This window comes from Bacillus cereus group sp. BfR-BA-01441 (assembly GCF_022663075.1).
Classification (GTDB): Bacteria; Bacillota; Bacilli; order Bacillales; family Bacillaceae_G; genus Bacillus_A; species Bacillus_A cereus.
The window spans coordinates 133,792-148,112 of the sequence record NZ_JAKUEU010000003.1 but is presented as its reverse complement, the minus strand read 5'-3'; the positions used below and the strand labels follow the sequence as shown (position 1 = coordinate 148,112).

Sequence of the window (14,321 nt, the reverse complement as noted above, 5' to 3'; positions counted from 1 at the left end):
TGAGGTGGAATTATGATTTCAGTTCAAGATGTCACAAAACAGTTTTCGAACGGAAAAGGTTTGTTTCATATTACATTTGATGTAAAAGAGGGAGAAGTATTTGGTTATTTAGGACCGAATGGTGCCGGGAAATCAACGACGATTCGTAATTTAATGGGATTTATAAAACCGACAACTGGTAAAGCGACAATTTTTGGATTAGATTGTTGGAATGAAGCGGCGAAAATTCAAAGGGAAGTTGGTTACTTACCGGGTGAAATTTCTTTTATTGAAGGAATGAACGGATTAGAGTTTTTAAAATTAATGCAAGGAATGCGTGGATTAAAGGATACGAAAAGACGAGATGAACTGATAGAGCGTCTGCAATTTGATGTGAAAACACCGATTCGCAAAATGTCTAAAGGAATGAAGCAAAAAGTAGGGATAGTCGCTGCATTTATGCACGATCCAGAGGTGTTAATTTTAGATGAACCAACATCTGGACTTGATCCACTTATGCAGCAAGTATTTATAGATTTAATATTAGAGGAAAAGCAAAGAGGAAAAACAATCCTAATGTCATCACATATTTTTACTGAAATTGAGAGAACTTGTGATAGAGTAGCTATTATTAAAGATGGTCGACTCGTAACGGTTGAAAATATTCACGATTTACAAAGTATGAGAAGACAGGTGATAGATGTAACAGTATCATCAGAAGAAGAGATTGAGTCCCTTACAAAGTGTAATTTGCAATTTGAAGCGGTAAAAGGCAGAGAGGCATCTATCATTGTACAAGGAAACTATCAAACTGTTTTACAAACACTTTCAAACTATAATGTAACGGCACTTCAAACGAGAGCGATGGATTTAGAACATTTATTTATGCATTATTACGATAAGAAAGAAGGGATAACGCATGAATAAGCAATTATTTTTAGCTAGTTTGAAAGAAACACAAAAAAATATTTTGAGTTATGCGTCTGGTGCAGCTTTATATCTGTGGTTATTAATTTGGATATTCCCGTCAATGGTATCAGCGAAAGGGCTAAATGAATTAATAGCTGCCATGCCTGATAGCGTGAAAAAAATCGTTGGTATGGAAAGTCCGATTCAAAACGTAATGGATTTTCTAGCGGGCGAATACTATAGTCTATTGTTTATTATCATTTTAACAATTTTTTGCGTAACAGTTGCGACACATTTAATTGCTTGTCATGTAGATAAAGGAGCAATGGCATACTTGCTAGCAACACCTGTATCTAGAGTGCAAATTGCGATTACACAAGCTGCTGTTCTCATATTGGGACTTCTAATTATTGTATCTGTTACGTATGTAGCTGGGTTAGTAGGTGCAGAATGGTTTTTACAAGATAATAACTTAAATAAAGAATTATTTTTGAAGATAAATGTAGTCGGAGGGCTCATATTTTTAGTCGTTAGTGCGTATTCATTTTTCTTTTCTTGTATATGTAATGACGAAAGAAAAGCACTAAGTTATTCAGCGAGTTTAACTATTTTATTTTTCGTATTGGATATGGTAGGGAAGTTAAGTGATAAGTTAGAATGGATGAAAAACCTATCATTATTCACGCTGTTTCGTCCGAAAGAAATTGCTGAAGGATCATATAATATATGGCCGGTAAGTATAGGTTTAACTACTGTAGCACTTTGTATTTTTATCGTAGCAATTGTAGTATTTAGGAAGAGGGATTTACCGTTATAGAGTAGAAAGTCCACTGAGAAAGTGGGCTTTTTTTATTTGTAAATTTAAACTAGTATGTTTATTGCATCCTTATAAAGGATATTTATCTTTTTAATTACAGAAATATTCAAAAAAGTGAACCTTTTTCTAGGTTCATACGTCTAATACATGTAAAGTTAAATTGGAAGTGATGAAGTGAGGATGAAACAGGAGGAGCAATTGTGAAAGTAATCCCTTTATATAAAATGATTGTAAAAGAAGAAACGGATGTTTCTTTAGCGAAAAAAGGTGATCATGAAGCCTTTATAGCGCTTATACATACAGAAAAAGCGAAGATGTATCGAATAGCAAAGGCGATGTTACGTGATGAGACAAATATAGAGGATGCGATACAGACAACAATTTTAAAAGCCTATGAAAATATAAAAAAATTAAAAAAAGAAGAATTTTTTCAAACTTGGTTAATTCGAATACTAATAAATGAGTGTAACAATATTATTAGAGCGTATAAAAATGTAATTGTGACAGAAGAGAATGATTACAATATGAGTGCTTGTGATCAGTATGAAGATATAGATTTGTGTAATGCGATTCAATCGTTACATGAAGAATTAAGAGCTGTTACGGTGCTTTATTACTATGAAGACATGCATCAAGAGAGTATAGCAAAGCTGTTAGAAATACCGAAAGGAACAGTGAAATCAAGATTGTCACGTGCGAGGGAACAACTACAAAAACGATTAAAGATGGAATAGGGGGTGTAAAGGATGGATAATGAAAAATTATTTGATGAGAAATTAAAAAAGAGAATAAAAGATGAAAATGTTATAGTACCTCCAGAGTTAAATGAAAAGATTAATGGCACGCTACATAATCTTAAGGTAAAAAAGAAGAGTTACAAAATTCATATGATGATAATTAGTGCAGCGGTTTGTATACTTTCAGTGGTATCTATGTCTGAGTTTTCTATACAAAGTTTTGCGCAAAATGGTGGAGTATTTGAATATGTAAAGAAAAAAGCGTTTTCTGATTATGAAAATGAAGAAGAAATAAAATCGAATGTACATTATCCAGATAAAGAAAAGATTCATCAAAAAATGCTAGCTTCTATTGATTATTTTAAAAATATTTCAGGACAATTTGAGGAATATTCTAGCTCATCAAGAATTGCTACAACATATAAGTATGCGATTGATACGGAGAAACAAAGAGGTATCTCTTCGAAAGAAGATAAACTAGCCAAAAAACGAACAATTATATATAACGAGGGGAAGAAAAAAGAGTTTGATGATGAGAAGTATACCTATAAAGAGACAAAATGGAACCCGAAAGAAAGAAACAATGAACTATTAAAATTAAATCCTACGGAAAGGTTAGTGAGAAAATCAGATGAGAAAAAGAGATATGATGATGAATATGTAGGGCTAGCTAAATATAGTATTCAATCAGAATTCGCAGATTTATTAATTCGATATAAAGATTGGAATTATAAAGAAACGAAATATCTTGGATTAGATTGTTACAAAATTGAAGGAGTTATAAACATAGAGATGCCTGTTAGCACCTCTGAAGATTTAAGAGGGAAATTCGAAATGGTTGTGGAGAAAAATACAGGGATTATGTTGAAATTTCTTAGTTTTCAAGAAGGCTTGATTCAATATTCAGTTACGACTGAATGGATACAAATAGATAAGGGATTGAAAGAAAGTATGTTTCAAAAGGATAGCGCTAAATATGAAAAAATGAAAAACATATTGGATGAATAGAAACAGGAGGAGAGTAAATGGGGAATCATTCATCTTTAAGAGAAGAGAAAAATAAGCAAAAATATAAAAAGAAAAAGATAATAAGTTTACTACTGGCGGTATTACTATTTGGTGGAATTGGCTATGGAGCCTATGTATATATGAAAACTTCTAGTCTTGTACAAAAATCTAATTTGAATTTAGCACGAGGTGAAAAATCCAATTTACGTGAGAAATCTGTAAAGCCAATTGCAAATCATGTTTCACTTTTAATTATGGGAATTGATGAAAATCAAGAACGACAAAAGGAATATAATGGTGCATTTCATACAGATGCATTATTGTTAGCGACTTTTAATAAAGACGATAAAACAGTGAAATTAACGAGCATACCGCGTGATACATATACATATGTTCCAGTTGAAAAGAAAAAAGATAAAATAACCCATGCATATGGAAGTGGTTTCGTTAAAAATGGTAAAGATGGAGGACCGCAAGCTTCTGTGGAAGCGGTAGAAAAATTGTTACAGGTGCCTGTTGATTATTTTGTGAAATTTAATTTTGGTTCCTTTACTAAAATTGTTGATGGGTTAGATGGTATTGAAGTGGATGTCCCAGTTGAATTTACGGAGCAAAATAGTAAAGATGAACCTGATGCGATTCATTTGAAAAAAGGATTACAAAAATTAAATGGGGAAGAAGCACTTGCACTAGCAAGAACGCGCCATATTGATAGTGATGCAATGAGAGGAGAGCGCCAACAACTTGTTATTGAAGCGATTTTAAGTAAATTAAAAAGTGTAGGATCGATTACGAAGCTAGAAAAAATAGTTGAGGCGGTTGATGGTGATTTTAAAACAAATTTAGTAATGGATGATATTTTATCTTTTTATAAATACGGTTTAAACGGTTCAGTTGAAAAAATACAATTAGCTGGTGATGATTTATACTTACCTAATGGCCCAAACGGGCAACGTGTATATTATTATAATCCTAATAAAAAAGATCTACAGAGTTTGAGTAATACTCTTAGAACACATCTAGGATTAAGTGAAAAACAGATTGAGGAGAATTAAAGCAGATGTAATGTCTGCTTTTTTATTATGTTAAATAGTATGTCTTTTATTCGTGAATGTTATATGCTATTTTGAAGTTTAAGATAATAGTGTAACATAAAGTTATAGTTTAAGTTAAATAACAGGGGGGCTATTACATAGAATATATCATTAGCAATTATTGAAATAGTATGGGAGAAATGAAAATACAGGGGAGTATCAAAAATGAGAATCGTAAAGAATTTAACATTCCAAGTTATTGTGGCCATTATTTGTGGTATTGTAGTAGGGGCAATTTGGCCGAGTGTTGGACAACAAATGAAGCCAATTGGTGAAACATTCATCAATATGATTAAAATGGTTATTGCACCGATTATCTTTTTAACAATTGTGCTCGGTATTGCAAGTATGGGAAGTATGAAAAAGGTAGGCCGTGTTGGTGGGAAGGCACTATTATATTTTGAAATTGTTACAACAGCGGCTTTAATTATTGGTATCATCGTAGCGAATGTTGTACGTCCAGGAGATGGATTAGATCCCTCAAAACTAAAAGGCGGAGATGTTTCACAATATGTACAAAGTGGGCAAGAAATGAAATGGATGGATTTCTTTTTACATATCGTGCCGTCTAACATGTTTGAAGCATTTGCCAAAGGTGATATTTTACAAGTTCTGTTCTTCTCCATTTTATTCGGAGCAGGGTTAACGATGTTAGGAAAAAATGGACAACCGGTTATTGACTTTTTTGAAAGATTATCGAAAGTATTTTTTAACATTTTATCAATTGTAATGAAATTAGCACCAGTTGGAGCATTCGGTGGGATGGCATTTACAATTGGGAAGTATGGTTTAAGCACGCTCATACCACTTGTTAAATTAATGATTTGTGTATATGCGATAATGGCATTATTTGTTTTTATTGTTTAAATTTTATTTGTAAATTGTATAAATTTAGTTTGTGGAAATATTTAGCGTATATTAAAGAAGAATTACTTATTGTTCTCGGGACATCATCGTCAGAATCAGTACTGCCGCGAATGATGACAAAGATGGAAGACTTCGGGTGTTCGAAACCGGTAGTAGGTTTAGTCATTCCAACAGGCTATTCTTTTAACTTAGATGGAACAACGATTTATTTATCAATGGCAACTATATTTTTAGCTCAAGTTTTTCACGTCGATCTTTCACTAGGTCAACAATTAACTATAATAGCTATTTTATTAGTTACATCTAAAGGAGCGGCGGCAGTAACAGGCGGGGGATTTATTGTATTAGCCTCTACTTTGTCAGCAATGAATGTTATCCCACTAGAAGGGTTAGCGCTATTACTTGGTGTAGATCGTTTCATGTCAGAAGCACGTGCTATCGTTAATTTAATTGGTAACGGTATTGCAACTGTAGTTGTTGCGAAAAGTGAAAATGAATTTGATGATGAGAAGTATACGAGAGTAGTAGAGGAAATGAAAAGAGAAAAAATGGTCGGGTAAAAAGTCAGTTTTGCTGACTTTTTTATTTTTGTAGAAAAGATGTTTTTAGATATATGCATTATTTATTAGCAATAATTAACAAGTATTCAAGTGGTAAATGAGATGAAAGTGATTAAAACAACGAATGTGTATGAATGCGAAATAAGGTTTGAACAAAATATGGAATTTTTATGAATATTACTGTAAAAAAATAATTTTTTAAAAATTTTCAATAATAATACTTTACAAAAATTAAAAAATTAGTAGAATAAGAATTAGTAAGAATCGTCTGATAAATATATAGAGAAAAACAGAATTATCAGAAAATTCTTTAATAGCTATCGTTAAGAATTAGGGAGGGTACAAAATGAAAAAGAAACAAATGAAAAAACTAACAGCAGTTGTAGCACCGGTTTTAGCAATGAGCATGGCGTTAACAGCATGTTCTACATCAGGTGGAGATAAGAAGACAAGCACAAATTCTAGCTCTAGTGGAGATAGTAAATCAGGGGAAAAATTAGCAGCAAAACAAGTGTTAAATCGAACAGTAACACAAGAGATTCCGACGATGGACTCTTCAAAATCAACTGATACAGTATCTTCACAAATGCTAGGTAATACGATGGAAGGGTTATATCGTCTTGATAAAGACAATAAGCCGATTCCAGCAGCAGCAGAATCTAGCACGAAAAGTGAAGATGGTAAAAAATATACGTTCAAACTACGCAAAGATGCAAAATGGTCAAATGGAGATCCAGTAACTGCGAAAGATTTCGTATACGCTTGGCAACGTCTATTAGATCCAAAAACAGCTGCTGAGTATGCATTTATCGCATTCCCGATTAAAAATGCAGAAGTAGTAAATAAAGGAGAAAAACCTGTAACTGAATTAGGAGTAAAAGCAGTAGATGATCTTACGCTTGAAGTTGAGTTAGAGCAAGCAGTACCGTACTTCTTAAACTTAGTAGCATTCCCATCATATTATCCATTAAACGAAAAGTTCGTAAAAGAAAAGGGCGAGAAGTTCGGTTTAGAGTCTGATACAACTGTCTATAATGGACCGTTCGTTCTTAAAGATTGGAAGCATGAACAAGGATGGCAATTAAAGAAAAATGATCAATATTGGGATAAAAAGACTGTGAAACTGGAAGAAGTTAACTTTAGTGTTGTTAAAGAGGCTGCGACTTTAGTCAATCTATATGATAGCGGTCAAGTTGACTTTGCTTTATTAAATGGAGAGTTCGTTGATAAATATAGAAGCAAGAAAGATGAATTTGGCACATATTCACAAGTGAGTACGTATTTCATTCGTATGAACCAAAAACGTGATGGACAAGACACGCCATTAAAGAGCAAAAAATTACGTGAAGCAATTGCGCTATCAATTGATAAAAAGAATTTAGCAAATGTAATTTTAAATGATGGATCAAAAGAAGCTGACTTCTTAGTACCAAAAGGGTTAGCAACTGGACCGGACGGTAAAGATTTCCAAGAAACATTTAAAAACGGTTTGAAACCAAATCCTAAAAAAGCTGCTGCAGCTTGGGAAGAAGCGAAAAAAGAACTTGGAAAAGATCAAGTTACGATTGAATTCTTAAACTACGATACTGGTAATGCGAAAAAAGTTGGCGAATATATTAAAGATCAGATTGAGAAAAACCTAAAAGGTGTAACAGTTAATATTAAACTTCAACCATTTAAGCAAAAACTAAAATTAGAAACTGAACAACAATATGATATTTCGTATGGCGGATGGAATCCGGATTATGCAGATCCAATGACGTTCTTAGATATGTTTGAGACTGGACATTCTCATAACCAAATGAGCTTCTCTGACCCTAAATATGATGGCATGGTGAAAAAAGCTGGAACGGAATTAATGAGCGATGCGAAAAAACGTTGGGAAGAGTTAGGAAAAGCTGAAAAAACATTACTTGAAGAAGATGTAGCGATTGTACCTTTATATCAACGTGGAGATTCTTATGTTTTACAACCAAATGTAAAGGGAGTAGTAAAACATAATATCAGTCCAGAATTTAGCTTTAAGTGGGCATATGTGACTGAAAAATAATAGAGTTGAAAAAGCATTTAAAAGTGGCTTAGCTACCTTTAAATGCTTTTTTTGTGAGCTTAAAATACTAATTTTTAGTATGGTTAAATAGAGGAGAATAAGGTGTATAGTATGTACATATAGTAGATGGGGGATAAATCCTACTAAAATAAAAAAGTCAGAATATTTAAAATAAAACTATTTACAAATGCGGAAAAAAGAGTAGAATAACATTAGTTGTAATTTTCTGAAAAAATGAATCTTTAGTAAGGGGTCTCTCAAGGGTTGGTAATGTACATATAATTAGGGAGGGTACAAAAATGAAGAGAAAAAAGATGAAAAAGTTAACGGCAGTTGTGGTACCAGTTTTAGCGATGAGTGTTGCATTGACAGCATGTTCTGGGTCAGGTGGGGAAAAGAAAACGACTACTACATCAAATAGTGGGGAAGAAAAAAAATCTGATATTAAATATGCAGCGAAACAAGTATTAAATCGTACGGAAAACCAAGAAATTCCGACGATGGATACTTCTAAATCTACTGATACATTAGGTGCGCAAATTTTAGGGAACACGATGGAAGGCCTATATCGCCTTGATAAAGATAATAAGCCAATTCCTGCTGCGGCAGAGTCTAGTACGAAAAGTGAAGATGGTAAAAAGTATACGTTTAAACTGCGAAAAGATGCAAAATGGTCAAATGGTGATCCTGTAACAGCGAAAGATTTCGTTTTCGCATGGCAGCGCTTACTTGATAAGAATACTGCGGCAGAATATGCATTTATTGCTTACTATATTAAAAATGCAGAAGCGATTAATAAAGGGGAAAAACCTGTAACTGAATTAGGAGCGAAGGCGGTAGATGATTACACGCTAGAAGTAGAATTAGAAAAACCGGTACCGTATTTCTTAAATTTATTAGCATTCCCATCATACTATCCATTAAATGAAAAATTCGTAAAAGAAAAAGGTGATAAGTACGGTTTAGAAGCAGATACAACTGTGTATAACGGTCCATTCGTTATGTCTTCATGGAAACATGAACAAGGTTGGCAGCTGAAGAAAAATGATAAGTACTGGGATAAAAAGACTGTGAAATTAGAAGAAATTAACTATAGTGTAGTAAAAGAGGTTGCAACGAAAGTAAACTTATATGATACAGGATCAATTGATTTTACATTACTATCAGGAGAGTTTGTAGATAAATATAAATCGAACAAAGAAGAATATGGTGAGTATGCGGAATCAAGTACATTCTTCTTACGTTTAAATCAAAAACGTAGCGGACAAGATACGCCTTTAAAGAGCAAAAAACTACGTGAAGCAATTGCATTATCAGTTGATAAAAAAGGATTGGCAAATGTAATTTTAAATAATGGATCAAAAGCAACAGATCAATTGGTTCCAAAAGGACTTGCGACAGGGCCAGATGGTAAAGATTATCAAGATACATTTAAAAATGGTCTGAAATATAATCCGAAAAAAGGAGCAGCAGCGTGGGAAGAAGCGAAAAAAGAACTTGGAAAAGATCAAGTTACAATTGAATTGCTAAGTTATGATGATGGAACTGCGAAAAAGATTGCTGACTATGTAAAAGATCAAATTGAGAAAAATTTAAAAGGTGTAACGATTAATACAAAAATTCAGCCGTTCAAACAAAAATTAAAATTAGAAACTGCGCAAGATTATGAAATTTCTTATGCAGGTTGGAGTCCAGACTATGCGGATCCAATGACATTTATTGATATGTTTGAATCGAAGAGCCCGTACAACCAAATGAGTTATTCAAATCCAAAATACGATGAAATGGTAGGAAAAGCAGGTAATGAATTAATGAGTGATGCGAAAAAACGCTGGGAAACGTTAGGGAAAGCTGAAAAGTTATTCCTTGAAGAAGATGCAGGGTTAGTTCCTTTATATCAAACAGGAAGATCGTACGTAATGAAACCGAATGTAAAAGGAATTGTGAAACATAACATCAGTCCAGAATATAGCTTTAAGTGGGCGTATGTAACTGAGGATGGCGGAAAAAAATAAAGTGAAAGCATTTCAAAAGTGGCTGAGCTGCTTTTGAAATGCTTTTTAGTATGCATAAGGGAATAAATCTCGTTAGCCTATTGAGAATCGGGTAGGTAATTAGGAAGGTTCTATCGGAGGAAAATAGAGAGGTCAGTAAGTAGTAAGACAGATGAATGATAGTAAGAGACCTCATGCTAATAAGAAAAATATAGAACGTAGTAATAGATTGGAATAAGGGGAGGGATGTTTACATATAGTAGACGGGGGATAATTCATATAGTAGTTAAAACAACAAGTTACTATAATAAAAAAATAAATATTTAGAAAATTTACAAAAATACTTTACAAAATCTAAAAAAATAGTAGAATATTAATTAATAAGAATTTTCTGATAACGAAAGTTAGTAGAGAATTTCTAAATGTTAATATCGTACATATAATTGGGGAGGGTACAAAAAAATGAAGAGAAAAAAGATGAAAAAATTGACAGCGGTCGTAGCACCAGTTTTAGTAATGAGTATGGCATTAACAGCTTGCTCTGGATCAGGAGATAAAGAGAAGGCAAGCACAACACCAAAAAGCGGTGAAAAAGAAGGCGGAAAGTTAGCGGCGAAGCAAGTGCTTAATTTAACAGAGTCTCAAGAGATTCCATCTATGGACTCTGCTAAAGCGACAGACCAAGTATCGTTTCTAGCTTTAAACAACGTAATGGAAGGTTTATATCGACTTGATAAAGATAATAAGGCAGCTCCAGGGGTTGCTGAATCATATAAAAAGAGTGATGATGGTAAAAAGTATACATTTACATTAAATAAAAATGCAAAATGGTCAAATGGAGACCCTGTAACAGCGAAGGATTTCGTGTTTGCTTGGAAACGTGCGGTAGATAAAAATACAGCAGCGGAATATGCATACATTATGTTTGATTTAAAGAACGCAAAAGCAATTAATGATGGGAAAGCACCACTTGATACGTTAGGTGTAAAAGCTGTAGATGATTACACATTAGAGGTAGAATTAGAAAATCCAGTTCCTTACTTTGTAGAATTAACTTCATTCGGAACATTCTATCCGTTAAATGAAAAATTCGTAAAAGAAAAAGGTGAAAAATTTGGTTTAGAAGCAGATACAACGTTATACAACGGACCATTTACATTAACAGACTGGAAACATGAAGAAGGATGGAAATTAAAGAAAAATGCACAATATTGGGATAATAAAACAGTTAAGTTAGATGAAATCAACTTTAACGTAGTAAAAGATAGCGGTACACGTGTAAACTTATATGAAAGTGGACAAATCGATCGTGCGGGACTTACATCTGAAATGGTTGACAAATATAAATCAAATCCAGACTTCTATACACAAAAAACACCATCAACGTTCTTCTTACGTTTAAACCAAAAACGTGGTGGGCAAGATACAGTATTAAAAAACAAAGATTTACGTTTAGCGATTGCAAAGGCATATGATAAAAAAGGCTTAACGAACGTTATTTTAAATGACGGATCTACACCGGCAGATTACTTAGTACCAAAAGAATTTGCGAAGAGTCCAGATGGAAAAGACTTCCGTAAAGATAACGGAGATATTTTAAAAACAGATGTGAAAAAAGCAAAAGAGCATTGGGAAAAAGCGAAAAAAGAACTTGGAAAAGAGCAAGTAACGATTGAGCTATTAAACTACGATAGCGATAATGCGAAAAAAGTAGGGGAGTTCTTAAAAGGAGAACTTGAGAAAAACTTACCAGGGTTAACAGTGAACTTGAAAAATCAACCGTTTAAACAAAAGTTAAAATTAGAATCAGATTTAGATTATGATTTATCTTACGCTGGTTGGGGCCCTGATTACTTAGATCCAATGACATTCATTGATATGTTCGTTACAAATGGTCCTCATAACCAAACTGGATATTCAAATCCAAAATATGATGAAATTGTAGAAAAAGGTAAAGGCGAGCTATTAACGAAAACGAAAGAACGTTGGGATAGCTTACTAAAAGCTGAGAAAATGTTACTTGATGATGCTGTAATTGCACCATTATATCAACGTGGTGATGCTATCGTTCAAAGACAGAAAGTAAAAGGTATTGTTCACCATCCAGTTGGTGGAGACTACAGCTATAAATGGGCATATATTACAGAGGATAAGTAAGATGAGGGGCGTACAATACGCCCTTTTTTCTATGCACTTTTCTTCCGTCCTCGAATATATAAAATAAAAAAAGGGAGAATTCCATGAAACGAAACACATACATCGATTTCCTAGCTTATTACGGAATAGGAAGTGCTCATCCTGGTGGTTTTACGTTAACAAAACAATTGTTAGCACAACTGCCTTTTAAATATGGAGCGAATGTCCTTGAGATAGGTTGCGGTACGGGGAAAACAGCGGCATATATGACAAGGGAATTTGGTTATAAAGTAACAACGGTTGAAAAGAATGAAATTATGATTCAAAAGGCAAAAGATAGATGGTTGTTTGAAGGGTTAGCTATACAATTAATTGAAGGAAATGTAGAGCAATTACCGTGTTTGAATAACTCATTTGAGTTCGTACTTGGAGAATCAATCATCGCTTTTACAGACAAAGAAAGGGTTATCTCGGAGTGTTATCGTGTATTACAGCAGGACGGTAAGCTTGTTGTCATTGAAATGATTATTGATAGGCACATTGATAAGGGTGAGGAAGAAAAAATCGCCCAATTATATGGTATGAAAGAATTATTAACGGAGAATGAGTGGGTACAATTATTTCAGAAAGCAAATTTTAAAAGAATTACAATTGCTGGCGGTGGCACGATTGCAGAAACGATCTCTGGCTATGTAGAAGAGCCAGAATGGAATGTATCCTCACATATTCCGAATGAGTTATATGAGGCGTGGGTACAGCATGAAAATATACGGCTTATGTACCAACACATTTTAGGGCATCGTATTTTTATATGTGAAAAATAAAGAAAAAGAGTTGGCTAAAGGTAGCCAACTCTTTACTATGTTAAATGAAAAATAATGCAGCTAATGTAATTCCGAAGATGAAACCAAATCCGAGTTCAACACCCCAGCCACAACCGCCGCCTCCCCAGCCACCGCAACCACAACTACTACAACCACGACCACCACATCCGCAGCTGCTGAATCCACCACCGCATCCGAATCCACAACTATCACACCTGCTAAGGCCTCCACAAAGGTCACAACCACCGTTTGCATAAGCGTCATAGTAGCCGAATCCTGAATCAAAAGATGAGCGCTGTTGCACCGGTTCAATCCATACAGAGCTTTGTGTCACATCGATTATTTTCCCTAAATGTATACGGCCATCACGGTCTTCAATCCGAACAACTTTTCCGAAGTAACGTCGGCATGTATCATAACATTTTTGTCTATGCATGTTCTTTCCTCCTTCCGCATTACAGTAATACGATATGTAAGGGGGACAAGTGCGGCTTGTACGAATGCCCTATCTATCATAATTGTTATAGGAAAGGGGAAATATAAGAAGAGGATATATAAGGAGGAAAAGGCATGAAATCTACAGATCAGTTTCAGACATACGAAGTACCGTGGGAAGAATTTATTGAAGCGTTGCGAGAGGAAATGAAGAAGCAAGTAGGGGCAGATATTATTGATACAGTAGTTTGCAATTTAGAAGATGGTTTTGAAGTGTATACATATGTGCAGGGGGATTTAGATTTTGAATATAAGGAAGCGCTTGAGAGAAAATACGGAAGTGATGCGAAGACACCTAATGTGTTAACGATAATGTTATTAGCTAGTATTTATAATACAAGTGAAGAGAATATACGCTTGCATGCGAATCATAAAGAGAATCCGATTGTTGAAGTGTATGTAAAGCAAGGAAACACGCTGTGAAAGGCGTGTTTTTTAATTGTATGATAAAATGTTAGAAAATTAAGAAAGAAGGTGATGAATTGGGAATTAAACATCTTAATTTAACAGTTGCAGATGTAGTAGCTGCAAGAGAGTTTTTAGAAAAGTATTTTGGCTTAACTTGTAGTGGAACAAGGGGGAATGCCTTTGCAGTTATGCGTGATAATGATGGATTTATACTAACGTTAATGAAAGGAAAAGAAGTTCAGTATCCAAAAACATTTCATGTAGGATTTCCACAAGAAAGTGAAGAACAAGTAGATAAGATAAATCAAAGATTGAAGGAAGATGGATTTTTGGTCGAGCCTCCTAAGCATGCCCATGCGTATACGTTTTACGTTGAAGCACCTGGTGGATTTACAATAGAAGTGATGTGTTAAGTTAAAAATCAAACTTTTTGTTATGTGTTT

At 34.0% G+C, this 14,321-nt stretch carries 12 protein-coding genes and 1 pseudogene; 12 read left to right on the top strand and 1 reads right to left on the bottom strand.

Features of this window, described 5'->3' with window-relative positions:
* The first annotated feature begins 12 nt into the window (after positions 1-12).
* The 10 genes and pseudogenes from MR107_RS02785 (at position 13) to MR107_RS02740 (ending at position 12,975) form a co-directional block, all read left to right on the top strand.
* Positions 13-906 carry an ABC transporter ATP-binding protein gene (locus MR107_RS02785; RefSeq protein WP_000626576.1) on the top strand — a complete coding sequence of 298 codons (894 nt, stop codon included), beginning with the start codon at positions 13-15 and terminating at the stop codon, positions 904-906.
* Entirely contained in the window at positions 899-1,705 is an 807-nt protein-coding gene (locus MR107_RS02780) for an ABC transporter permease subunit (RefSeq protein WP_001041418.1), read from the top strand. Before MR107_RS02785 ends, MR107_RS02780 begins: the two co-directional genes overlap by 8 nt.
* A 200-nt stretch (positions 1,706-1,905) precedes the next feature.
* Entirely contained in the window at positions 1,906-2,439 is a 534-nt protein-coding gene (locus MR107_RS02775) for a sigma-70 family RNA polymerase sigma factor (protein ID WP_000864731.1), read from the top strand.
* Between the two features lie 12 nt (positions 2,440-2,451).
* Entirely contained in the window at positions 2,452-3,450 is a 999-nt protein-coding gene (locus tag MR107_RS02770) for an anti-sigma factor (protein ID WP_242292053.1), read from the top strand.
* A gap of 17 nt (positions 3,451-3,467) precedes the next feature.
* Positions 3,468-4,505: an LCP family protein gene (locus MR107_RS02765; protein WP_242292052.1), complete on the top strand. Its 1,038-nt coding sequence runs from the start codon at positions 3,468-3,470 to the stop codon at positions 4,503-4,505.
* Between the two features lie 204 nt (positions 4,506-4,709).
* A pseudogene (locus MR107_RS02760) lies at positions 4,710-5,971 on the top strand (dicarboxylate/amino acid:cation symporter).
* 346 nt (positions 5,972-6,317) lie between these two features.
* Positions 6,318-8,021, top strand: coding sequence for a peptide ABC transporter substrate-binding protein (locus MR107_RS02755; RefSeq protein ID WP_000730167.1), 1,704 nt, complete (start codon positions 6,318-6,320; stop codon positions 8,019-8,021).
* 299 nt (positions 8,022-8,320) lie between these two features.
* On the top strand, positions 8,321-10,036 hold the full coding sequence (locus MR107_RS02750) for a peptide ABC transporter substrate-binding protein (RefSeq protein ID WP_000823468.1): 1,716 nt from the start codon (positions 8,321-8,323) through the stop codon (positions 10,034-10,036).
* 441 nt (positions 10,037-10,477) lie between these two features.
* On the top strand, positions 10,478-12,172 hold the full coding sequence (locus MR107_RS02745) for a peptide ABC transporter substrate-binding protein (protein ID WP_000823441.1): 1,695 nt from the start codon (positions 10,478-10,480) through the stop codon (positions 12,170-12,172).
* 83 nt (positions 12,173-12,255) lie between these two features.
* Positions 12,256-12,975, top strand: coding sequence for a class I SAM-dependent methyltransferase (locus MR107_RS02740; protein ID WP_098214532.1), 720 nt, complete (start codon positions 12,256-12,258; stop codon positions 12,973-12,975).
* Between the two features lie 40 nt (positions 12,976-13,015).
* Here the strand turns inward: MR107_RS02740 and MR107_RS02735 are convergent, their stop codons facing one another.
* Entirely contained in the window at positions 13,016-13,411 is a 396-nt protein-coding gene (locus MR107_RS02735; protein ID WP_000555000.1) for a hypothetical protein, read from the bottom strand.
* A 134-nt stretch (positions 13,412-13,545) separates the two neighbouring features.
* Here MR107_RS02735 and MR107_RS02730 point away from each other — a divergent pair, with 134 nt between their 5' ends.
* Together MR107_RS02730 and MR107_RS02725 are read left to right on the top strand one after the other, a co-directional pair.
* Positions 13,546-13,893 (top strand): hypothetical protein, encoded by a 348-nt coding sequence (locus tag MR107_RS02730; RefSeq protein WP_211477760.1) that lies wholly within the window; start codon positions 13,546-13,548, stop codon positions 13,891-13,893.
* A 59-nt stretch (positions 13,894-13,952) separates the two neighbouring features.
* The gene (locus tag MR107_RS02725; protein ID WP_000511515.1) at positions 13,953-14,291 is read left to right on the top strand and encodes a VOC family protein; all 339 of its coding nucleotides are present in this window, start codon (positions 13,953-13,955) and stop codon (positions 14,289-14,291) included.
* The last annotated feature ends 30 nt before the right edge of the window (positions 14,292-14,321 follow it).

What these genes read in the sequence shown, in the direction of transcription:
- MR107_RS02785 (WP_000626576.1), top strand. Translation starts at nt 13, where the DNA reads ATGATTTCAGTTCAAGATGTCACAAAACAGTTTTCGAACGGAAAAGGT.
- MR107_RS02780 (WP_001041418.1), top strand. Translation starts at nt 899, where the DNA reads ATGAATAAGCAATTATTTTTAGCTAGTTTGAAAGAAACACAAAAAAAT.
- MR107_RS02770 (WP_242292053.1), top strand. Translation starts at nt 2,452, where the DNA reads ATGGATAATGAAAAATTATTTGATGAGAAATTAAAAAAGAGAATAAAA.
- MR107_RS02765 (WP_242292052.1), top strand. Translation starts at nt 3,468, where the DNA reads ATGGGGAATCATTCATCTTTAAGAGAAGAGAAAAATAAGCAAAAATAT.
- MR107_RS02755 (WP_000730167.1), top strand. Translation starts at nt 6,318, where the DNA reads ATGAAAAAGAAACAAATGAAAAAACTAACAGCAGTTGTAGCACCGGTT.
- MR107_RS02750 (WP_000823468.1), top strand. Translation starts at nt 8,321, where the DNA reads ATGAAGAGAAAAAAGATGAAAAAGTTAACGGCAGTTGTGGTACCAGTT.
- MR107_RS02745 (WP_000823441.1), top strand. Translation starts at nt 10,478, where the DNA reads ATGAAGAGAAAAAAGATGAAAAAATTGACAGCGGTCGTAGCACCAGTT.
- MR107_RS02740 (WP_098214532.1), top strand. Translation starts at nt 12,256, where the DNA reads ATGAAACGAAACACATACATCGATTTCCTAGCTTATTACGGAATAGGA.
- MR107_RS02735 (WP_000555000.1), bottom strand. Translation starts at nt 13,411, where the DNA reads ATGCATAGACAAAAATGTTATGATACATGCCGACGTTACTTCGGAAAA.
- MR107_RS02730 (WP_211477760.1), top strand. Translation starts at nt 13,546, where the DNA reads ATGAAATCTACAGATCAGTTTCAGACATACGAAGTACCGTGGGAAGAA.